The following is a 20,414-nucleotide window of genomic DNA, read 5'->3' as shown; positions in this document are numbered from 1 at the left end:
ATGAGCCTATGACCGAACGTCAACAGGCTATCTTGGCCGCCATCATTGAACAGTACGCTGAAATTGCGGCGCCAGTTGGCAGCGTGACGCTAGCCAAGTTGTTTGGCGTATCTAGCGCCACCATTCGCAGCGAAATGGCCAAGCTCGAGGAGATGGGTTTTATTGAAGCGCCGCACACCAGCGCTGGGCGAATCCCCACCGACAAGGGCTATCGCTTTTATGTCAATGGCATCACCGACGCGCAGATGACCGAGCTGCCGAGCGGCATCGATCGCAGTGCGAGAGCGATCGAAGCGCATGTTAATTCGCATGTTGATACGTCCGACCGAGCGATTCGCAGTGCGGTTGATAGTCTGGTGGAGTTGACGGGCAATTTCGGCTTTGCGTCGTTTGGTACGCACTTGTATATGAATGGCATGACGCAGCTGTTTTCTCAGCCTGAGTTTGTCGAGGGCGGACACGTGCAGGCGATTGCCAGGTTGATTGATAATATCGAGCCGTGGCTGCATGAAGCAGCGCCGAACCAGCCGCTGAATGTGTTTATTGGCAGTGAAAACCCGATTGGTAAAAGTAGTGGCGCTACGCTGATTATTAGTAAATTCCGCTCGCAGTTTAGCGATGATAGCTATATCGGTGTCATCGGCCCGACGCGGCAAAATTACCGCCGAACGATGGAGCTGGTTAGGCGAACCGGTGCGATGTTAGAGGAGGTATTGTAATGGCTGAATGGATTGGCGGACTACTGAGCGGCTTGCCAACGTGGCTAGTAGTGATTATTTTGATTATTATTTTCATGGCTATGGTAGTGTCTTTTCCCTGTACGTATGGCGACGAGCCGTTTTGGCCGTTTAGAAGGAGGAAAAAATGACGAAGAGTAAGGCTAAAAAAACTGAAGATTTGGAGCAGCAGTTGGGCGAGTTGACGTTGGATTTGCAGCGGACGCGGGCGGATTTTGAGAACTACCGCAAGCGTGTCGAGGCGGAAAAACAGTCAGCGCATCAAATGGGTCAGGCTAAGTCAGTGATGAAATTGTTACCAGTGATTGACACGATTGAGCGAGCGATTGCCAATGTGCCGGAGGAACTAGCGGATAACGCCTGGGCGAAAGGTGTGGCTGGCCTGAATAAACAGCTTGATAAGCAACTGAAAGAAATCGGCCTCGAGCAAATCGACGCTAAACCCGGCACAGTATTTAATCCTGAACTACACCAAGCTATTCAATTTGACGAATCAGCCGAAGGCGACAAAGAGGTGATTGCTGAGGAACTACGTGCTGGCTATACGCTAGACGGCGCGGTGATTCGCGATGCGATGGTTAAGGTGACGCGCCAGTCATCGGAATCAACGCGGGCGGATGTCAAAGAAAATACTGACGCATCAGAGAAATAACTGGTTTTCACAAAATGAATTAGCACTCTTGACACGGGAGTGCTAATTATTTATACTGAAATAGTTGGCACTCGTGAATAAAGAGTGCTAAAATGAATATAAGCAAAAACCAGATGTGATCATAACAGAAAGGGGAATCATATGGGTAAAATCATCGGAATTGACCTCGGTACAACCAACAGTGCCTTTGCATACATGCTGGCGGGCAAGCCAGAAGTTATCGCTAACGCTGAGGGTAATCGTACGACGCCATCAGTGGTGGCGATTAATAAAAAGGGCGAGCGCTTGGTTGGGCAAGTAGCGCAGCGTCAGCGTGTGACTAATCCAAAGAACACAATTTATGGTGTCAAGCGCTTTATTGGCCGTAAGTTTGATGACAAAGAAGTCCAAAAAGACCGTGGCCTTATGCCGTTTAAGATCGTCAAGAAAGGTGCGGGTGTGGCCGTGGAAATGGGTGGCAAGGAATACACGCCAGAAGAGGTTTCAGCCATGATCCTCGGCAAAATCAAGGCCGACGCCGAGGCGTTCCTGGGCGAAAAAGTCACCGAAGCCGTTATCACCGTGCCAGCCTACTTTGACGATTCGCAGCGTCAAGCCACCAAAGACGCTGGTAAAATTGCTGGCCTGGAAGTTAAGCGCATCATCAATGAACCGACGGCCGCTGCTTTGGCGTACGGCCTGGAAAAAGGCAAAAATGACGAGACCATCGTGGTGTTTGACCTCGGTGGCGGTACCTTTGACGTTTCTGTCCTGGAGCTTGGTGATGGCGTGTTTGAGGTGAAGGCGACGAATGGTGATACCCACCTGGGCGGCGAGGACTTTGACAATGTCATCGTTAACTACTTCCTGGACGACTTTAAGTCTAAAGAAGGCATCGACCTACGCAAAGACAATGCAGCCATGCAGCGCCTGAAGGACGAAGCTGAAAAGGCCAAGAAGGAACTGTCAACAGTTACTGAATACGAAGTCAACATCCCATTCATTACCGCTGATGCTGATGGGCCAAAGCACTTTGAGTTGAGCTTGACGCGGGCCAAGCTGGAAGATTTGGTGAAAGATTTGTTGGATCGCCTGGACGGCCCAGTTGAAAAAGCGCTGAAAGACGCTAAATTATCAAAATCTGACGTCAATGAAATTGTCATGGTTGGCGGTATGACCCGGATGCCAGCAGTGGTTGAGCGGGTGAAGAAATTGTTCGGCAAAGACCCAATGCAAGGTGTCAACCCAGACGAAGTGGTGGCGGTTGGTGCAGCCATTCAGGGTGGCGTGTTGGCTGGCGATGTTAAGGATGTGCTGCTGCTGGACGTGACACCATTGAGCCTCGGTATTGAGACGATGGGCGGTGTGTCGACCAAGCTGATTGAGCGTAATACCACCGTGCCAACTAGCAAGAGTGAAGTGTTCTCGACGGCAGCCGACAATCAGCCGCAAGTGGAGATCCACGTCTTGCAGGGTGAGCGCGAGTTTGCCAATGACAACAAGAGTTTGGGCCGCTTTGTGCTTGATGGTATCGCACCAGCACCGCGCGGTGTGCCGCAGATTGAAGTGACGTTTAACATCGACGCCAACGGTATCCTTAATGTTACTGCTAAAGACAAAGGTACTGGCAAGGAGCAATCGATTACCATCCAAAACTCTGGCAACATGAGTAAGGAAGATATCGAAAAAGCTCAGAAAGAAGCCGAACTCCACGCTGATGAGGACAAGAAAAAGCGTGAAACCGTTGACGCTAAAAACCAGCTAGAAAACGCCATCTACCAAGCAAAGAAAATGCCGGACGAGTTCAAGGATAAGATTTCTGACGACGACAAGAAGGCGATTGACGAAGCGGTCAAGGAAGCGGAGAAGCACAAAGACGCTGACGACAAAGATGAGCTAGAAGCAGCAGCCAAAGCACTGCAGGATGCCATCATGCCAATTGGCGCCAAAATGTACCAGCAAGCTGCTGAGGACAACAAGGCGGACAAGTCTGCGGATGACAAAAAATCTGACAAGGACGAACCAGTCGAAGGCGAAGTGGTCGACGAGAAATAGCAGAGTCTAATGCAGGCTAATATAATACCCCAAGTCTCCGGGGTATTATATTTTTCGCTGGACGATACAGTTGAGCGGTGGAATTTCGGTAGTCGGCGGCGTACGATCAACTACGACAAGATCTTGGACAGAGTGAGCGGTAAAAAGTTGATTAATCGCATAGATCATTGCATCTGTATAGCGCTCCTCATCTGGCGGCGGCTGGTAGTTGGGATGGCTAAAGCTAGGTGTTGCCCAACAGGCGCTAACCTGTACATGACGAGTATCTTCATGCAGAAAGGATGGCGCCACGATCATGTCGGCGCAGATTAATGACTGAGTTGAATATGGCTGTTGGAGTGCCTGAGTAGTTAAGGCTGGCCAAAAGTTGCCCTCTTCACTGGGTGTAAGTAGCCATTTCCGTACGTTTGTTTTGTATTGACCATTGGTGATCTTCACGAGAGTATTATAGGGCAATTCCGTATCATCATAAAAACTGGGCGTGCCAACCATGAAGTCAGCATTGGGTAAATCGCGTGAAAGTTCGCATAGTTGCAAAATCCTTCTACTAATTTCTCGTTGAAACCTTGTCGCTTTCTCAAGTGGTATATCAGTAATGGTTATCAATTCTGGACTAATGACTTGTCCTGAAAATTTGCTTGGCAAATTTTCGATATGATCTAGATAATCTTCCCATGTCTGAGCTGATACACCTGTCACTGGTTCACCGTCTGAGTTGGTGAAATTAAACACCCCCATTCTGGCGATACCAGGTGATTTCAAGATCGGGACGAGGCATTGTGCGGAAGATCATAGTAACTAAATATAACAATAATATATAGTATGTCAAATCACAACTATTACTAAATACAGACTGGGCTAAAGAAAGGTCAGCATAGAAGGGCCCTATGTCGCTTGAATATCGTCACCACGCTCCAACAAATCACTATACGAGCCAACCACCAAATCCGTAGCCCTGATACCAAGTTCACGCATGTAGTGTGAGCATTGCTGCTCCAGTTCCTTGGCGTTTCGTTTGCCATCGGTGTCGATGGCTTCAATTTCGACAAAATTCCCGAGGCCCTGAACAGTGTCGATATGAAACTTGACATTATCGATGAAGTAAATCTCACGCTGCTTATCGACGATGACACGCACACCAAGCGCCGCTGTTAGCACCTCACCAATAGTTGAGTCCGGTGCCACGGGTGATAAGTTGATGGTCGATTGTTTTGGCCCGTCGGTGTCCGCCCGCCGATAAAAGATAAGGTTATTTTCGATCGGCCCCTGGCGCAATTTCAGGCGCCCCTCGGGTACATCAAAATACGTGTCAATTTGATGATCCGTCCCCTTAAAGTCCGCGCCATGCTCACGCAGATACTGGCGCACCGCCTCTTGATCACCACACCGGGCCTTGATTTCTGAATTGATAATTGCTGTCTGTTTCATAACACCTCCTCTCTGCTCAGTATACCACGGACAAGACTAGCACTCTTGCATGTCGAGTGCTAAAAGCGTATAATGAACACATATGAGTAAGCGCGATTATTATGAAGTGTTAGGCGTGTCGAAAACCGCCTCTGAGGATGAGATCAAGAAGGCTTTTCGTAAGGCAGCGGTCAAGTACCATCCCGACAAAGAAGGTGGCGATGAAGCCAAATTCAAAGAGGTCAATGAGGCGTATGAGGTCCTAAAAGACAAGCAAAAGCGCCAGCGCTACGATCAGTTTGGCCATGCGGGTGTCGGCGGTGCAGCAGGTGGTGGCTTTGGCGGTAATCCGTTCGAAGGCTTTGGCGGGTTTGGCGGCCAAGATATCCATTTTGATTTTGGTGGCGGCGGTTTTGGCGACATTTTCAGCCAATTCTTCGGTGGCGGCGCGACTAGTTCACAGGGTGGTGCGCGGCGTGGTCGTGATGTTGAAACTAATGTGACTCTGAGTTTTGAAGAGGCGGTGTTTGGCGCAGAAAAGAATCTCAATGTGACCTTGGACACCGAGTGCGAACATTGTCATGGCGATGGCGTCGAGCCAGGCCATAGTCTAAAAACCTGCGATGACTGCAAGGGTTCTGGTCAGCAGACTCGCGTCATGAACTCGATTTTTGGACAAATTCAGCAAGCAGTCACGTGTCCAACCTGTCATGGTCGCGGTAAGGTCCCGGAGCAAAACTGTTCAGTCTGTGGCGGCAAGGGTACAACTCGCCAGCGCCAGGAGATTACGGTCAAGATCCCAGCCGGCATTGATGATGGCGCGACGATCCGCCTGCGTGATCGCGGTGAAGCAGTTCAGGGCGGCCCGCGCGGCGATCTATACGTTCACATTCGTGTCAAGGCGCATAAGAAGTTCACTCGTGAAGGCGACATTATCCTGTCGGAAGAGTATATCTCGATGGTTGAGGCAGCGCTGGGAACGGAAATTGATGTCGAAACTGTGGACGGCACGGTGCGAATGAAAATCCCAGCCGGCACCCAGTCGGGGACTGATTTTAAGTTATCAGGCCACGGCGTGCCACACTTACGCGATGACTCGCGCGGCCCGCACATTGTTGGCGTCATCGTTGATACGCCAACCAAACTGAGCAAGAAGCAGCGTGAACTACTGGAACAGTTTGATGGTGCGAGGAGGCGCGGACTGTTTTCGTAATGCGTACTTGCTTTTTTACATAAATATGCTATCATGAAAAAATGAGTATAGCGTCTGAAATAGCACCGCGCCAACCGCGAACGATTGAAGAGATTATTAATCCTCACAATCTTCCTGAAGCCGGGTTTCAGTCGTATACAAAACTTGTTAATAATGCGCTCGATCAGCGAGAGGACTTTATCGCTGGGAAGTCTCGTAATCCTCGCTTTGAACACCGGCGTCTTCGCGATATGTCGGCACTAGATAAGGGTGTTATAGCACTTGGTCGAGCTCGTGAAGAGGCGACTGATCGTGAACCTGACTCGGTATTCCGTGAGGCGATTGGTTCGTCGCTTGCGTTTCGCATGGCGGAAATGGAATATGTGAAGTTGCTCGGTCAGCTACCTCATGAAAAGTCCATGAATCTAATTGACCCAGAGGCCGTGCGGGCTTTTTGAGCGATGTTGAGTTGCGATGTATTCCACCCGATGGGACACGAGTACAAGTAACTGGTGTAGCGAATATTTCTAGTGGTGGCTATGCGCTAGAGTGCCTCAATAAAGTACCGAATGAAGTGAAGCAGATGGCTGTGCGAGTTACTGAATACTTCGGCCTGTTTATCTGCGGTGTTGACATTATAGCTCCCGATAATTTCCGGGGGTTGAAATAAATGCATCCTCGGGCCTTATGCCGTACTATGATCCACTTGTCGGCATGCCTGCTAATGTTCCGGCTGTCTACGTCGACAAGCTTCTGGCTGCCTACAAACGAGCAGCTTCGTAGCTTGACTGATGTAGGTTTTTAGATTATAGTATATGGTGCATGACAGCACAAAAAACCATCATTGGTCGAAATGTGAAGGTGGATTTTGGTCGGCGAGCAGTTAATGTGCCGGCTAAGGTTGACACCGGTGCGGACGGCTCATCAGTGTGGGCGAGCAATATTCGTGTTGATAAAGACGGTGTCTTGAAGTTCTCGCTATTTGGTAAAGGCTCACCGTATTATAACGGCAAGGTGTTTCGGCGTACCGATTATTCGGTAGCGATGGTTAAGAGCGCCTCTGGCCATGAAATTATAAAATATCGGACACATTTTACCATTATATTGGCTGGCAAGAAGATTAAAGCGTTATTTAGCCTGTCTGATAGGGCTGTGCATAATTTTCCAGTGCTAATTGGACGACGGACATTAAGCGGTAAGTTTTTGGTTGACGTAAGTATGAATGAAGTAAAGAACCAGAAGAAATCACAGACTATAAGGCTAAATAAAGAACTAGCTAAAAATCCTCATAAGTTTTATAAAAAATACCATAAACCAAAGGATACGTAGTTATGAATATTGCGATTCTATCTAACGGTAACATCAACTACTCCACCCTTCGCCTCAAGGAAGAAGCTGAAAAGCGTGGCCATCGAGTTAAAGTTATCAAGTATAAAAATTGTTATGTGTCAATTGATGAGCGGCATCCAAAGGTTATTTATCGTGGCAGGGAAATCGGTAACTTTGACGTGTTCATCCCGCGAATTGCTAGCTATATGACGCGCTACGGGACGGCAGTGCTGCGGCAATTGGAAATGGCGAATCCGCAAGCATTTTTTATGAATCGGTCTATCGCCATCAGTCGTTCGCGCGATAAACTACGATCGGTGCAGCTGCTGGCCCGGGCTGGGGTGTCGATCCCAAAGACGGTGTTCTCGCGCAATGAAACGGATATCGATGTACTGCTGGATGAGATTGGCGGTACGCCGGCGATTATTAAGCTGGCGCGCGGCACCCACGGCAATGGCGTGGTACTGGCGGAGACAATTAAAGCCGCTAAGTCGGTTATGCAAGCGTTTTACCTCAGTGATTCTGACGGCACAAACGTGCTACTACAGGAATTTATCAAGGAGTCGGCCGGCACCGATATTCGGGCATTTGTGGTCGGTAGTCAAGTGGTGGCTAGTATGAAGCGGCAGAGTTTGGATGATGATTTTCGCAGCAATTTGCATAAAGGCGGCGAGGGGACGGTCGTCAAGTTGACGCCCGATGAGCGAAAAATGTGCGTCAAGGCCGCCAAGGCGATGGGCCTGGTGGTAGCCGGCGTCGACTTTATGCGCTCGAACCGCGGTGCGCTGGTACTGGAGGTGAACGCCAGCCCAGGATTTGGCATCGAAAAGGTGACGGGCCGCAATGTGGCTGGTCGGATTATTGATTATATTAATCGCAACGCCAAGCGCGGTAACAAAAAAGATAAAGTCGGCGCCTGAATATAAACTTGCTATAATGGGAGTATGAATGCGAAGTCGGTGTCGATAGTGCAGCGGATCATCGTTTGGGTGATCGTGCTCGGCGTGTTGACCGGGATCGGCTACGGCGTATGGGCGGTGGCGCGCCAGATGAATAAAACGTACACGACTGTTGATATTGGTAAGGGTACATTTCGAGTAGAGGTCGCTGATACGGACGAGACGCGGGCGCGGGGCTTGGGCGGTCGGCAGGAGCTGGGTAAGAGCGAGGGGATGTTGTTCGTGGCCGAGAAAGACGGTGATATACCAATGTGGATGAAGGATATGCGCGTCCCGATTGATATTATCTGGCTAGATGCCAAGAAAAAGGTCGTGCACGTCAAGCGTGATGTCTGGCCTGACAATAAGCCGCATGAGGTATATCACACGCCAGTGCCGGCGCGGTACGTGTTAGAGCTGCCGGCGGGTAGTGCCAAGGAGCATGGTATCAAGCCGGGCGTCACTGCGCGGTTTAGTGCGGGGGCGCAGCGATGAGCATGGTGTTGTTGTTTGGCGGCGTGGCCGTGGCGGTGACGGCACTAGCGTTCGTGTTGAACCGGCGATTTGGTGTGTTGGCACTAGCGCTGGCAGCCGGTGCACTGCTGGCGGAATTGTGGGCCGAGTGGTTGGCCGGGGTGATCGGCGGGCTGGGTGTTAGCAGTGTAGCGGGATTGCCGAACGGTGTTGTCGCAACGATCATCCTGACGGTGGGGCCGCTGGTGCTATTATTAATTGCCGGGCCAAAGGGACCTGGCAAGTTGCTACGGCTGATCTCGGCGGTGCTGGTCGGCGTCTTAGCAGCGGCGGTGCTGGTGCGGCCGCTGGGCAAGTTTATGACCTTGGACGCGGAGGCGATGCAGACGTACAAATTGCTGAGCGACTGGTGGTACTACGTGGCGACCGTTGGACTAGTGGCGGGGCTGCTTGACATGAGCTTGCCGCTTCATACCAAGGCGCCCGCTGCCAAGAAAACAAAGCGTTGAAAACGGAGTTCCTCTGTGATAAAATGTGAAAAGTCGCGTTCTCGCTTCGTTGCGCTGCGCGTCATGTGCGGGCCCATAGCTCAGTTGGTTAGAGCACCTGCCTTTTAAGCAGGGTGTCCCGGGTTCAAGCCCCGGTGGGCCCTCCAAGTGGAGTACAATCCTAGTTCATGAACTAGGATTTTTTATTGTATCCATTTCAGGTGATTTGATGTAAGTCTGGCCGCACTTCGCGTATACTAACTATATGAAGTCTCTCGGCCTCACCCAGCGTTTGCATGTGTCGTGGCTGTTGGCGGCGGCTGGTGTCGGCATCGTCATCGGTGTTATCAGCGTGATGCGAGCGCCGTACGGGCTGTTTGCTGGTTGGATGTGGTTGGGGGCGGGAATGGTATTGGCCCTAGCGTCGCTCGTTGGGGCGCGGCGCTGGCTGGTCGTAGTAGCTCTAGTCGGTGGGGTGCTGGTTGGGCTGTGGCGAGGTAGTGTGGGGCAGATTGGCCTGGAGCACTATCAAACGCTGATCGGTCAAATGGTACGGCTGAGTGGACGGGTGCTAGAAGATCCTGATGTTGATAAAAAGGGGCAGACAGTGCTGCGGTTGGGTGACATCGTGAGTAACGATCGGCGGCTGCCTGGCAGTGTCTGGGTAGTGACGAGGCATAGCCAGGCGATTAAACGTAGCGACGTGGTCACCGTGCGGGGCGCGTTGACCGATGGGTTTGGGGCGTTTGCGGCGCGGATGTCCAGGGCAGCGGTTGAACGAGTGACGCGTGAGCAACCGGGCGACGTGGCGGTGGGCGTGCGTGACTGGTTCGCGGAGCGGGTGCGACGGTACGTGCCGGAGTCGGAGGCGGCGCTGGGCCTCGGGTTCTTGATGGGCTTACGGCGGGCATTACCGCTGGAATTGATGACGGCGCTGCAGGTCGCAGGCTTGACGCACGTCATCGTGGCCAGCGGCTATAACTTAACGATTTTGGTGCGGCTGGCGCGGCGACTGTTCATCAAAGTGTCGAAATATCTGGCAGCACTGAGCGCTGGTGTGATGATCATTGGCTTTATGGCGATGACCGGCCTCAGTCCGAGCATGTCGCGGGCTGGGTTGGTGGCGGGCCTGAGCCTAGCCGCGTGGTATTATGGCCGGACGATTCATCCGCTGGTGCTGCTACCGGTCGCTGCGGCGATGACGCTACTCATCAATCCGCAGTTCGGCTGGAACGACCTTGGTTGGCAATTGAGCTTTGCGGCGTTTAGCGGGGTGATTATCCTGGCGCCGCTATTGCAGCGCTACTTCTTTGGTGTCAAACCGCCGGGCACAATTCGGCAGATTATCGGCGAGACGGTGTCGGCCCAGATCATGACATGGCCGCTCTTGGTGGCGTCATTTGGTGTGATCAGTAACGTGGCGCTGATCGCGAATGTACTCATCCTGCCATTGGTGCCGCTGGCGATGCTACTGACCTTTGTAGTTGGCGTGTGCGCGGATGTGCCGGTGGTGGCTGGACTCATCGCCGCGCCGACGACGTGGCTGCTCCAGTATATGGTCGGCGTCGCCAGGTGGCTGGCCGGGCTGGACTGGGCGCAGCTGGAGGTGAACTTGAGTTGGCTGTGGGTGGTCGCGATTTACTTCGTTATTATCGGGGCGATGTGGTGGATGCGGCGACAGACCGGGCTGCGGCTACGCGAAAGTAATGTGGTTGAGTAGCGTGGACGATTGTGGTAGGCTATCCCGCTCATGCTTGAGGAAACCTGATGGATGTACACTATGGGTTCATTCAGCTAATCCCTCGGGGTGAGTGAGCGCGGGTTCGGCCCTCGGGCGGCTGGTGAGGCAACTATATATTACTTAGTTCGGAGGAGTGAAATGGGCAAAAGAGGCATACAAGATATTCTGAGTGAAACACGGGATGGCGTTTTATGTATTGAAAAGAATACCCGGGAGCGGGTCGAGGCTCTTATGGAACGATATGAAAAGGATAAAGGGAATCGTATAAAGATGGGGAATGAAGCGCTACGAAGTGCGGTGACAAGTGACCTGCTTCCTAGGCATGAGTAGTTTGAATTTGCTGTAAAAAGATAGATACAGATATTGGTAAATTGCTCGGTCAGCTAGTAGCGCTAGAGCATAACAGAATTGAGGACCCCGAGAAGATCGAAAAAAGATAGATTCCCTATGTGTTGATTTGTCATTTTTGAGGTTTGCGCGAGGTATCGCCGAATCCACAAATGCTAAACGGAGTGATCTAATAAAAGGTCTAACACAGGGCATAGGAGAAGACGATTTGGCTTGGTATATTAATCCTAAGAATAGTCGTTCAACATATTATTCAGTGCTAACAATTGATGAGAGGTTGCGCGAGAAAGAGGAGGGAGATTTTCCGGACCGCTATGGCGGCAGTGAAACAGTTCCTATACTCTATCTTGGTAAAGAGTTCAAAGAGCTTAAAGGCAAAAGGCCCGGAGAGTGGAAGGAAGACGAGGATCGCAGTAAGACTGAAGAAAGGATTGCCCGTAAGCTAGCAGAATTCACTAAGCAGGGCTTGATGCCACCGGTTTCTATTGAGCTATACCCGGACACGCCATACGGTATTGACTTTACCGAGGGTTTTGAGCCGCCTTTTGACGATCTTAGGTCAGATCGCTGTTTCGTCGTAGTCGCAGAATCGGAATGCTTCTGACGTACAGACCTCAATAGCTTTGAGGGTGCAGACTAGCCTGATAGTTAACCCATCGCCCATTTTCTGCTATACTAAAAGAAACGAATTTTCTGGAGGCATAGACACATGGCAGGACACAGTAAATGGGCGACCACGCACCGGCAGAAAGCGATTGTTGATGCGAAGCGTGGCGCGATTTTCACCAAGTTGGGTAACCAAATTGCGATCGCTGCGCGCGGCGGCACTGATCCGACACTAAATGCAAGTTTGGCAATGGCCATCGAGAAAGCCAAGGCCGCTAACATGCCAAGCGCCAACATCCAGCGGGCGATTGACCGCGTGGCGGATAAAAGCGCGGCGGCACTGGAAGAAATTACCTATGAAGGTTACGGCCCGGGCGGTGTCGGCATCATCATCGAGACAGCGACCGACAATCGCAACCGCACCTTGCCGGAAGTGAAAACCGCGCTAGTGAAGAACGGCGGGCGCATCGCTGACGCTGGCAGCGTGGCGTTTCAGTTTACTCGTAAGGGTGTGATCACCGTGGAAGGCACGGGCGAAGAATTGCTCCTGCAAGTGCTGGATGCTGGTGCCGAAGATGCGGTCGAGGAGGACGGCGAGATCATTGTTTACACGGAGTTGAAAGATTTGGCGAGTGTCAGAAATCAGTTGGTTGAGCAGGGCTTGAAGGTGAAAGACGCTGAGCTGCGCTACATCGCTAATACGCCGGTCGAGATTGCCGATTCGGAAACCGCGCAGAAATTGATGAAGGTGGTTGATGCGCTGGACGACCTGGACGACGTGGTGAATGTGCATACTAATGCCGATATCACTGCGGAGTAATCTTCGCTCAGGCTATACATTGACTATGTATTGAGCGTCCCCGACGGCGCTCTTTTGCGTTTGGGAGGAATTTCTTTTACAATATAGTCAGTCAACATAAGCCAAGCAGGGAGTTCACAATGAAGGTTTTGACCCGCCTACTACTTATGTCAACGATAATTGCGCTGGTGTTTCAGCCGGTGGTAGCGTTTGCGAGCGACTCCCCACCGGAGGCTGCACCTCCTGCGGGTGATTCGACGCCGGTTGCATCAACGGACATGCCTGCGCCGCGTCCAGCCAATCCAGTGCCCAGCCCGGCAGCTCCGACCAGGCCATTAGCCCCGGCAGCGGCGACGCCGGACACAGCTTCTGGCGGTACGTCTACGCCTACACCCGCTCCGTCAATACCGCCCAGAGATCCATCAACACCCACACCAGTCAAGCCAACGCCTTCTGAACCTCCTGCACCGTCAGCTGCGGCTCGTACATCGGCCAAACTCTTGATTACCAAAGTCGGCCTCGATACAGCGCGCGGCACGTACGTCGAACTCTACAATCCGTCGTCAGGGCCAGTTAATATCGCTGGTTGGACACTGCAGTATGTCAGCCAAAAGGGGCAGGTGACGACGCTCAAAACAATGTCGACCGACCTAGTAGTACCGGCGGGCGGGGCGTTGGTGGTCGGTGATAGCCGGCTAACCGATGAGCAGACCGACCTGCGGTTTGATAGCCAGAAAGTGCTGGCAAAAACCGGCGGCTCTGTCAAATTGGTGAGGAGTGATGGGCAGGTGTCGGATCTGGTTGGCTGGGGTGCGGCGTCAGCGCGCGAAGGCAGTCCGATTACGCTGGGCGGCAAGCTACACGCCTGGCGCTGCCAAGTAAATGGCGTGGTGACTGATACGGATAATAACGCCAGCGATTCTTCGGTCGGCGAGGCGCCGCGTCTACGTGAACTGCCAGCGTGCAGTGAGCCTGACGAGCCACGTCCGCCAGTTGATCCGACGCCACCGAGTAATCGTTGCAGCGGCTTGAAGTTGCATGAGATTGCGACCAATGTTGACACACCGTTTATCGAGATCATTAACGCCGGGACCAGTGACCTCGACCTCACTGGCTGCACCATTCTCGTCAAAGGTCGGGGTAAGCACAAGGACACGACACATACGTTCAAGAATATTGAGCTGGCAGCCGGGGCGCTGCATGTCGTTCGGCTGGCAGAGACAAATCTCAAACTGGCAAAAACCGACGCCGGCGAGGTGTACGCGCTGGATGCTAGTGGCAATGAGATCGACCAGACGTCATTTGCTGGCCTGGCCAAGGATTCGTCGTGGAGTTTGCTTGACGGGGAATGGAAGGTAACATTTTCACCGACACCGGCTCGGCCTAATGAATTCAAGCAGTGGCCAGATTGCAAGGCGGGCTATGTGCGTCACGAGCTCACAGGCCGTTGCGTCAAGGAGCCGGTGGAGCCAGTGCCGACGCCGTGCCGTCCGGGGCAGTACCGTTCGCCGGAGACGGGTCGCTGCCGTAATATCGTACGCGAGCCGGAACTCGCGCCGTGTAAGCCCGGTCAATATCGTTCACCAGAAACTGGTCGGTGCCGCAATATCAGCAAGCTCAGAACCCAAACGCCGTGCCGTGAAGGGTACTATCGGAGCGAGATAACCGGTCGGTGCCGGTCGATTGCAGCCACAGCCGCCAAAACTCTGAAGCCATGTCCCGACGGTAAGTTCCGTAATCCCGCTACCGGGCGCTGTAAAAAAATTGCCGCTGATAGTGACGTGTTGAAGGAGTGTGCCGAAGGCTTTGAGCGCAATCCAAAGACCCGCCGCTGCCGCAAGGTCGCGCTGGCTACCGCACCAAAAACTGGCTTTGCGCCGGAACAGGTCAAGCAGGTGACAGGCGCGATGTGGGGCTGGTGGGTGCTCGGCGGCGTCAGTCTGCTGGCGGTTGGCTACGCTGGCTGGCAGTGGCGCTGGGAAATTGGCCGAGCTGCTACGCGGCTAAAACACGCCATCACGCGCGGCAAGCGATAACTCGGCGAGGAGCTCGTCGAGATGGCCACTCGCACTAATTACTGATACCAGCCAGGTGCTATAATATATTCATGAGAATTATTGGTATTGATCCAGGGACTGGCATTTTGGGTTTTGGCGTGATTGACACGAAGCAGGGCGGCTACCGGCTGGTAACGGCCGGCGTGATCAAGACGCCCGCCCACACGCCGCTAGACGAGCGGCTGGCGGAGATTTTTGATGGCCTGACAGAGATTATCGCTGAGACCAGACCTGAGGTGATGTCAATTGAAAAGTTGTTTTTTGCCCGCAATGTTACTACTGCTATCTCTGTGGCTCATGCCCGCGGCGTGGCGATGCTGACTGGGCACAAGGCGGGTCTCGCGATCACTGAATACACGCCGCTACAGATCAAACAGACACTGACTGGCTATGGCAAGGCTGACAAAAAGCAGATTCAGGAAATGGTGCGCCTCAACCTGGGACTGAGTGAGGTGCCTAAGCCAGATGACTGTGCCGATGCGCTGGCGGCGGCCATCACCCACGCAGCGACGACGCGCCCCAGCGTGGTATAATTGATATATGGTGCAATTAGGCAAGGGAAAACGAGCTCCGATAAAAAAGCAGCCGCCGCACATGGGTCGGTATGCCAATCTCGGTCAAGTCAAGGCGAAATCCGGTAAATTACCGCGTCAACACAAACACTTTTTGTGGTTTTGGCGACTGAGCCGGCCGAAAAAAATCATGGTGTGTCTGTTGCCGATTCTACTGTTTTTGATCATCGTGCCGATTGCCAGTTATTTTTACTACGCCCGCGATATTGCTGATCAGGAGCGGCTGATGAACCGCAATAATACCGGCATCGTGCTGACTGACGCCAAGGATAAGGTGATTTATAGCGTTGGCAATGCCGAGCGACGGAACTTGGTGCAGCTTAAGGATATCTCCGAGAGTATGAAAAAGGCATTGATCGCCAGCGAGGATAAGGATTTTTATAAGCACAGCGGCTTTAATATTTTCAGTATTTTCCGGGCGGCAATCACGCGGCATGGTGGCGGGTCGACCTTGACACAGCAGTTGGTCAAGAATAATTTGCTCAGCAATGAACATAGCTTTATGCGCAAGTATCAAGAGCTATTTATGGCCATCGCCATCGAGCAAAATTATAGCAAAGAGCAGATCTTGATGATGTATCTCAACTCAGTGTACTTTGGTGAAAATGCCTTTGGTATTGAGGAGGCGGCCAAGGTGTATTTTAATAAGTCGCCGAAGGATTTGACACTGGCCGAGAGCAGTATGCTGGTTGGTGTGCTGCCGGCGCCAAGCCGCTATTCGCCGATCAGCGGCAACGCCGAATACGCCAAGCAGCGCCAAAAGACGGTGCTCGGTCGGATGCAGACAGAAGGCTTTATCACCGAGGAGCAGAAGCAGCAGGCGGAAGCCACACAGCTAGCATATACTGGTGGCGGCGCGGCTCACACGAATTCCGCAGCGCCGCATTTTGCCGAGATGGTCATCAAACAGCTCAGCGACAAATATGGCTACGAAAAAGTCATGCGCTCGGGCTACCGCGTCAAGACCTCGCTGAATCTCGACACCCAACAGCTCCTCCAAGAGAATATCGCCAAACAAATGAAGCAGATCAATCGCCTCGGTGGCACCAACGCCAGCGGTATCGTCATTGATCCAAAAACTGGCGAGGTGCGGGCACTGGTCGGCAGCGCTGATTATAATAACGCCGAGTGGGGCAAGGTCAATATGGTGACCACGCCGCGTCAGCCCGGCTCGAGCTTCAAGCCGCTGTATTATGCGCAGGCGATGTCTGATGGCGTCATCACGCCGGCGACAGTTTTTGATGATAAATTAACTGACTTCAATGGTTACGTGCCCTACAACGCTACTCGCCGCTGGAACGGCAAGGTGACGACGCGCAAGTCGCTCAGCTGGTCGCTGAACATCCCGAGCGTTCTGATCATGCAAAAGTATGGCATCAATCGCTCCATCCAAGCTGTCAAGAAACTCGGTATCAGCACGCTGGACGAAAACAAAAATTATGGATTGTCACTGGCGCTTGGCTCGGCCGAGGTGCGCCTAAGCGAGATGACAAACGCCTACGCGGCCTTTGCCAATGGCGGTACGCAGTACGAATCGCTCAATCTCATCACTGAAGTCAAGGACAAGTTCAACAAAAACGCGTCGTGGAAAACAGCCAGTACGCGCCAAGCGATTAGCCAAGGTGGCGCCTATCTCATCTCCAGCATTCTGTCGGATAACGCCGCGCGGGCGGGGATGTTTGGTAGCAGCCTGACGGTGGGCGGTAAAACGGTCGCGGTCAAGACGGGTACCACCAATGATAACCGCGATGCCTGGACGATTGGCTATACGCCGCAATACGCTGTCGGCGTGTGGGTTGGTAATAACAATAATAAGGTCATGAACAGCGGTGGATCGGATGTGGCAGCACCAATTTGGCGGGCGACGATGACCAAGCTGCTGGCAGGCGCAAAAACTGGCTTCGACGTGCCAAGCGGTGTTGTTCAGCGAAGTGTGTGTAGTAGTAATGGTGGCCTGGCTGATGATTCCAGCCCCGGTGCTTACAAAGAATATTTCCTCTCGAGCGCCATTCCGACCGAGAAATGTGATCAGACCAAGCCAAAGATCGAGGTCTGTAACCTCGCGACCAAGCAAGTGGAGTCAATTTTTGAAGATCAATTTGATGCCGCTAAATATTCCAAGAATGCTGCGGATTGTCGGCAAACGCCCACCACTAAGCAGATCACCGTCTGTGACCTAGCTACCAAGCGGCTCATCACCATCAGCGAAGACAAATTTGATGCGACGAAACATTCGCGAAAGACTGCGTCGTGTGGCAGCACAGGTAATGACGACCAAAATCCAGGCGGCGGCAATGGCAGTGGCGGTGGCAGCGGTGGCGGTTCGGGTGGTGGCAGTGGCAGCACCTCGCCCGGCCCAACCAATCCTCCGGGCGGCGGAGACAGACGACCGTGATCGCCCACCTCTCTGGCACGATCGCTGAAAAGTTTGGCGCGGGCAGTATCGTGCTTGATGTTCACGGCGTCGGCTATGAAGTGAGCGTGTCGGCTGGTGACTTCGAGGCGGTGGTGCTCAGCCAAGACGCTAAGTTTTATACCTACCACCATGTGCGCGAGCAGGCGGAAGAATTGTTTGGCTTCTCGAGCCTGGCGGCAAAGAAGCTGTTTGAAATGCTGATCACTGTTCAGGGTGTCGGCCCAAAAGCGGCACTGGCCATTCTCAGCCTCGGCGACGCAGAGCAGGTGCGCAACGCCATCGCCAATGCTGATAGTGCGTTTGTGCAACAAGCTGCTGGCGTCGGTAAAAAAACTGCCGAACGAGTGGTGGTTGATTTGAGTGATAAGGTTGGTTTGCCGACGCAGTATGGTCGAGTAGAAACTATAGTCCAGACCGAACTGAACACCTCTGACGAAGCACTGGAGGCGTTGATGGCGTTGGGCTACACCTTGGCTGATGCTACCAAGGCGCTTGAGAATGTTGATGTTAATCTGCCGACGGCGCAACGAGTGACCGAGGCGCTGAAGAAATGAGTAGCGGTAGCTTTTGATACAGTCATTGACAATAAATGCAGCTAGTTATGCTGCAGCAGAGCAGCAGCGAGTGGTCTGTTTGCTATCTATCGAAGGGCTGTACGCGAAGTTCCGTCTTCCCGTCTACTAATCGCGCTGCGACACTCACGCCAGTAGCACTGTCGTTATATAGATAGTTCCACCGCTCTTTTTCTAGGATGTTTTTTGTTGATGGAGAATAATATAATTTGTCATATTTTGGCGCATCTATCTCTATCAGGCTGCCGTCTTTGCTGACGGCGATAATAGTTGTGCCAAAGCCTGGCGCGCTATCAATGAGTGAATAGTATATGTGGTCAATTCCGATAACAATGTGGGTAACTGATTCGCAGCCCTTAATTTGGTGAATTGGATGGTCGGCTGGTAGCGGTATGCGGACACCAGAAATGCTGTGTGGCTCTGGGGATACTGTGAGGCTAATGGGATCATCTGGTAGCGTCGCAGGGTCAATATCGCGAATCGGGAATTTTTCTGGATCAAGCCTATTTCTTTCTACGAAATTGAGCACGTGAGAGCAGGTATTTTTCTCAGTACACCAAGAATCAATACCATAATGGTAGCCTGTAACGGTCTCTTGTCCACTCGCTGGATCAATGTCGCCATTTTGTAGTTTAGGAAATTGACCATACCCATTAGTTATATCTTCTATAATATCGTAATCCTCTGGCTTGACATTACGCCACTCCGAGCTTGGGGTTGAATCTGAGTCTGGATATCTGACACTCAGTCTTCTCGTGTGATCAAGTCCAAAAGTATGCGCAGCTTCATGCATAATGACACCAGCCTCAATAGTGTGTGGACTTGTCGTGGTGATAATAAGCTTGCTGTAATGGTAGGCATAGGCGGACCACGGTTGACCTTCGCACGCGTGAGGCGGCAAAATAACGTAACTAACCGCGTTGTCAAGATAGGGAGCATTTTTGACAACTTCCCGTATTTCTTTGCCAGAAAAGCACGGATTACCCGTCTTCGGGTCGATCGGCGCACTTGGGCATCACCATTGTTACTGGCTCAAGGACGTTACTCTCGGGAACGCTCATGGTCGTGGCTAGGGTTCCAATAGCCTTCTTGAGCTGTTCCTGTGAACGTTGACCCACGTCAGTAACGTGCTCGGTCGTTGTTGAGGGATCGGTGATAATAACTGGCCGGAAATCGGGCAGAGTGAAGGGCCGATGAGGTTCAGCCTGTTGTGCTGTTGCTGTTTCAGTCGGTGTCGCTGCGGCGGTTGCTGATGGATGACTATCTGGACTGCCGGTGGGCATAATCTTCCAGCCTGTACCAATACTCAGGGCTGTACCCATTGCCCAGCCGACAACGCATACTCCCACTCTCATCCACATTGGTGGCTTGGATGTATTTGGGCGATCTATTGTCTCCTCAGTCTCAAACTGGGGTGTAGCTTCTGCGCACCGCCTGTTCATAATGGTACCAATTCTACAATATAATTTATAATTATGCAATAATATGGTACGGATTGTGGACAGACACTCCTCGCCAAGTAATATAATTCATACCAGGAGGTATCATGAATACATGCGCAACGAAGACGAACTGTGAAATCTGTCCACTGCTCGTTGGCCAGACAACAGCCGACAACAATGTCATACTATAAACCGAACGTTGGGTGGCAGTGCTTGACAGAAATCAATGCTATTGAGGTAAGTCATTTATCACCCTGCGTCAGCACAAGGAAACATTGTCGGATCTGGACGAGGTGGATTGGGCGGAGCTGCATCAGGTGATTCGTCAACTCGAGCAGGCGGTCAAAGAAGCGTTTGGTACTGATGTGTGTAACTGGGAGTGCCTGATGAATAATGCAGTGAAAGCTGGTCAGTCGACACATGTGCACTGGCATTTGTACCCGCGCTATCTCGGCGGTGCCACCTTTGCCGGTGAGGAATTTCCTGATCCGAAATGGCCACGACACCTAGAGGATGCGGTACATATGGTGAGTGATGAGACCTTTCGCGAAATTATGCAGGCATTGCGTAGCCGGCTTGCAGGAGATTAGTTCGCTCCGCTGTGGATGAT

At 52.3% G+C, this 20,414-nt stretch carries 23 protein-coding genes and 1 tRNA gene; 19 read left to right on the top strand and 5 right to left on the bottom strand.

What is annotated here, in order from left to right:
• Nucleotides 1-8: 8 nt before the first annotated feature.
• The 4 genes from GWK76_03845 (at nucleotide 9) to dnaK (ending at nucleotide 3,423) form a co-directional block, all read left to right on the top strand.
• Entirely contained in the window at nucleotides 9-719 is a 711-nt protein-coding gene (locus GWK76_03845; GenBank protein ID QHU92418.1) for a transcriptional regulator, read from the top strand.
• Nucleotides 719-868, top strand: coding sequence for a hypothetical protein (locus GWK76_03840; protein ID QHU92417.1), 150 nt, complete (start codon nucleotides 719-721; stop codon nucleotides 866-868). Before GWK76_03845 ends, GWK76_03840 begins: the two co-directional genes overlap by 1 nt.
• Nucleotides 865-1,389 carry a nucleotide exchange factor GrpE gene (grpE, locus tag GWK76_03835; GenBank protein ID QHU92416.1) on the top strand — a complete coding sequence of 175 codons (525 nt, stop codon included), beginning with the start codon at nucleotides 865-867 and terminating at the stop codon, nucleotides 1,387-1,389. The genes GWK76_03840 and grpE overlap by 4 nt, the downstream gene beginning before the upstream one ends.
• A 141-nt stretch (nucleotides 1,390-1,530) precedes the next feature.
• Complete coding sequence (gene dnaK / locus GWK76_03830; protein ID QHU92415.1) at nucleotides 1,531-3,423, top strand: molecular chaperone DnaK; 1,893 nt, start codon at nucleotides 1,531-1,533, stop codon at nucleotides 3,421-3,423.
• Between the two features lie 45 nt (nucleotides 3,424-3,468).
• Here the strand turns inward: dnaK and GWK76_03825 are convergent, their stop codons facing one another.
• Together GWK76_03825 and GWK76_03820 are read right to left on the bottom strand one after the other, a co-directional pair.
• On the bottom strand, nucleotides 3,469-4,161 hold the full coding sequence (locus GWK76_03825) for a hypothetical protein (protein QHU92414.1): 693 nt from the start codon (nucleotides 4,159-4,161) through the stop codon (nucleotides 3,469-3,471).
• 147 nt (nucleotides 4,162-4,308) lie between these two features.
• Nucleotides 4,309-4,851, bottom strand: coding sequence for a CYTH domain-containing protein (locus GWK76_03820; protein ID QHU92413.1), 543 nt, complete (start codon nucleotides 4,849-4,851; stop codon nucleotides 4,309-4,311).
• 82 nt (nucleotides 4,852-4,933) lie between these two features.
• Here GWK76_03820 and dnaJ point away from each other — a divergent pair, with 82 nt between their 5' ends.
• The 10 genes from dnaJ (at nucleotide 4,934) to GWK76_03770 (ending at nucleotide 12,766) form a co-directional block, all read left to right on the top strand.
• The gene (dnaJ, locus tag GWK76_03815; protein QHU92412.1) at nucleotides 4,934-6,043 is read left to right on the top strand and encodes a molecular chaperone DnaJ; all 1,110 of its coding nucleotides are present in this window, start codon (nucleotides 4,934-4,936) and stop codon (nucleotides 6,041-6,043) included.
• Nucleotides 6,044-6,084: 41 nt separating this feature from the next.
• Nucleotides 6,085-6,480: a hypothetical protein gene (locus GWK76_03810; protein QHU92411.1), complete on the top strand. Its 396-nt coding sequence runs from the start codon at nucleotides 6,085-6,087 to the stop codon at nucleotides 6,478-6,480.
• Nucleotides 6,481-6,844: 364 nt separating this feature from the next.
• Complete coding sequence (locus GWK76_03805; protein QHU92410.1) at nucleotides 6,845-7,351, top strand: hypothetical protein; 507 nt, start codon at nucleotides 6,845-6,847, stop codon at nucleotides 7,349-7,351.
• Between the two features lie 2 nt (nucleotides 7,352-7,353).
• Nucleotides 7,354-8,271 (top strand): RimK family alpha-L-glutamate ligase, encoded by a 918-nt coding sequence (locus GWK76_03800; GenBank protein ID QHU92409.1) that lies wholly within the window; start codon nucleotides 7,354-7,356, stop codon nucleotides 8,269-8,271.
• 24 nt (nucleotides 8,272-8,295) lie between these two features.
• Nucleotides 8,296-8,784, top strand: coding sequence for a DUF192 domain-containing protein (locus GWK76_03795; GenBank protein ID QHU92408.1), 489 nt, complete (start codon nucleotides 8,296-8,298; stop codon nucleotides 8,782-8,784).
• Nucleotides 8,781-9,272, top strand: coding sequence for a hypothetical protein (locus GWK76_03790; protein QHU92407.1), 492 nt, complete (start codon nucleotides 8,781-8,783; stop codon nucleotides 9,270-9,272). Before GWK76_03795 ends, GWK76_03790 begins: the two co-directional genes overlap by 4 nt.
• 69 nt (nucleotides 9,273-9,341) lie before the next feature.
• Nucleotides 9,342-9,418: transfer RNA gene (locus GWK76_03785), tRNA-Lys, on the top strand.
• A 98-nt stretch (nucleotides 9,419-9,516) separates the two neighbouring features.
• Nucleotides 9,517-10,971 (top strand): hypothetical protein, encoded by a 1,455-nt coding sequence (locus GWK76_03780; protein ID QHU92406.1) that lies wholly within the window; start codon nucleotides 9,517-9,519, stop codon nucleotides 10,969-10,971.
• Nucleotides 10,972-11,548: 577 nt separating this feature from the next.
• Nucleotides 11,549-11,944 carry a hypothetical protein gene (locus GWK76_03775; GenBank protein ID QHU92405.1) on the top strand — a complete coding sequence of 132 codons (396 nt, stop codon included), beginning with the start codon at nucleotides 11,549-11,551 and terminating at the stop codon, nucleotides 11,942-11,944.
• Nucleotides 11,945-12,049: 105 nt separating this feature from the next.
• Nucleotides 12,050-12,766 (top strand): YebC/PmpR family DNA-binding transcriptional regulator, encoded by a 717-nt coding sequence (locus GWK76_03770; protein ID QHU92404.1) that lies wholly within the window; start codon nucleotides 12,050-12,052, stop codon nucleotides 12,764-12,766.
• Between the two features lie 172 nt (nucleotides 12,767-12,938).
• Here GWK76_03770 and GWK76_03765 read toward each other — a convergent pair whose 3' ends face one another.
• Nucleotides 12,939-13,256, bottom strand: a complete 318-nt coding sequence (locus GWK76_03765; protein QHU92403.1) for a hypothetical protein — start codon at nucleotides 13,254-13,256, stop codon at nucleotides 12,939-12,941.
• On the opposite strand from GWK76_03765, the gene GWK76_03760 reads away from it, so the two are divergent.
• From GWK76_03760 to ruvA, 4 genes are all read left to right on the top strand, one after another.
• Nucleotides 13,246-14,781: a hypothetical protein gene (locus GWK76_03760; GenBank protein ID QHU92402.1), complete on the top strand. Its 1,536-nt coding sequence runs from the start codon at nucleotides 13,246-13,248 to the stop codon at nucleotides 14,779-14,781. The genes GWK76_03765 and GWK76_03760 overlap by 11 nt on opposite strands.
• Nucleotides 14,782-14,852: 71 nt before the next feature.
• On the top strand, nucleotides 14,853-15,335 hold the full coding sequence (gene ruvC / locus GWK76_03755) for a crossover junction endodeoxyribonuclease RuvC (protein QHU92401.1): 483 nt from the start codon (nucleotides 14,853-14,855) through the stop codon (nucleotides 15,333-15,335).
• A gap of 7 nt (nucleotides 15,336-15,342) precedes the next feature.
• Complete coding sequence (locus GWK76_03750; GenBank protein QHU92400.1) at nucleotides 15,343-17,769, top strand: PBP1A family penicillin-binding protein; 2,427 nt, start codon at nucleotides 15,343-15,345, stop codon at nucleotides 17,767-17,769.
• Nucleotides 17,766-18,344: a Holliday junction branch migration protein RuvA gene (gene ruvA / locus GWK76_03745; GenBank protein ID QHU92399.1), complete on the top strand. Its 579-nt coding sequence runs from the start codon at nucleotides 17,766-17,768 to the stop codon at nucleotides 18,342-18,344. Before GWK76_03750 ends, ruvA begins: the two co-directional genes overlap by 4 nt.
• An 82-nt stretch (nucleotides 18,345-18,426) precedes the next feature.
• Here ruvA and GWK76_03740 read toward each other — a convergent pair whose 3' ends face one another.
• Entirely contained in the window at nucleotides 18,427-19,263 is an 837-nt protein-coding gene (locus GWK76_03740; GenBank protein ID QHU92398.1) for a hypothetical protein, read from the bottom strand.
• A 79-nt stretch (nucleotides 19,264-19,342) separates the two neighbouring features.
• On the bottom strand, nucleotides 19,343-19,804 hold the full coding sequence (locus GWK76_03735; protein QHU92397.1) for a hypothetical protein: 462 nt from the start codon (nucleotides 19,802-19,804) through the stop codon (nucleotides 19,343-19,345).
• Between the two features lie 275 nt (nucleotides 19,805-20,079).
• Here GWK76_03735 and GWK76_03730 point away from each other — a divergent pair, with 275 nt between their 5' ends.
• Nucleotides 20,080-20,394, top strand: coding sequence for an HIT domain-containing protein (locus GWK76_03730; protein ID QHU92396.1), 315 nt, complete (start codon nucleotides 20,080-20,082; stop codon nucleotides 20,392-20,394).
• The last annotated feature ends 20 nt before the right edge of the window (nucleotides 20,395-20,414 follow it).

Source organism: Candidatus Saccharibacteria bacterium oral taxon 488, from assembly GCA_010202465.1.
Classification (GTDB): Bacteria; Patescibacteriota; Saccharimonadia; order Saccharimonadales; family Saccharimonadaceae; genus Nanosynbacter.
Note: the sequence above shows the minus strand (reverse complement) of the source record. Positions and strands in the feature narration are given on the sequence as shown.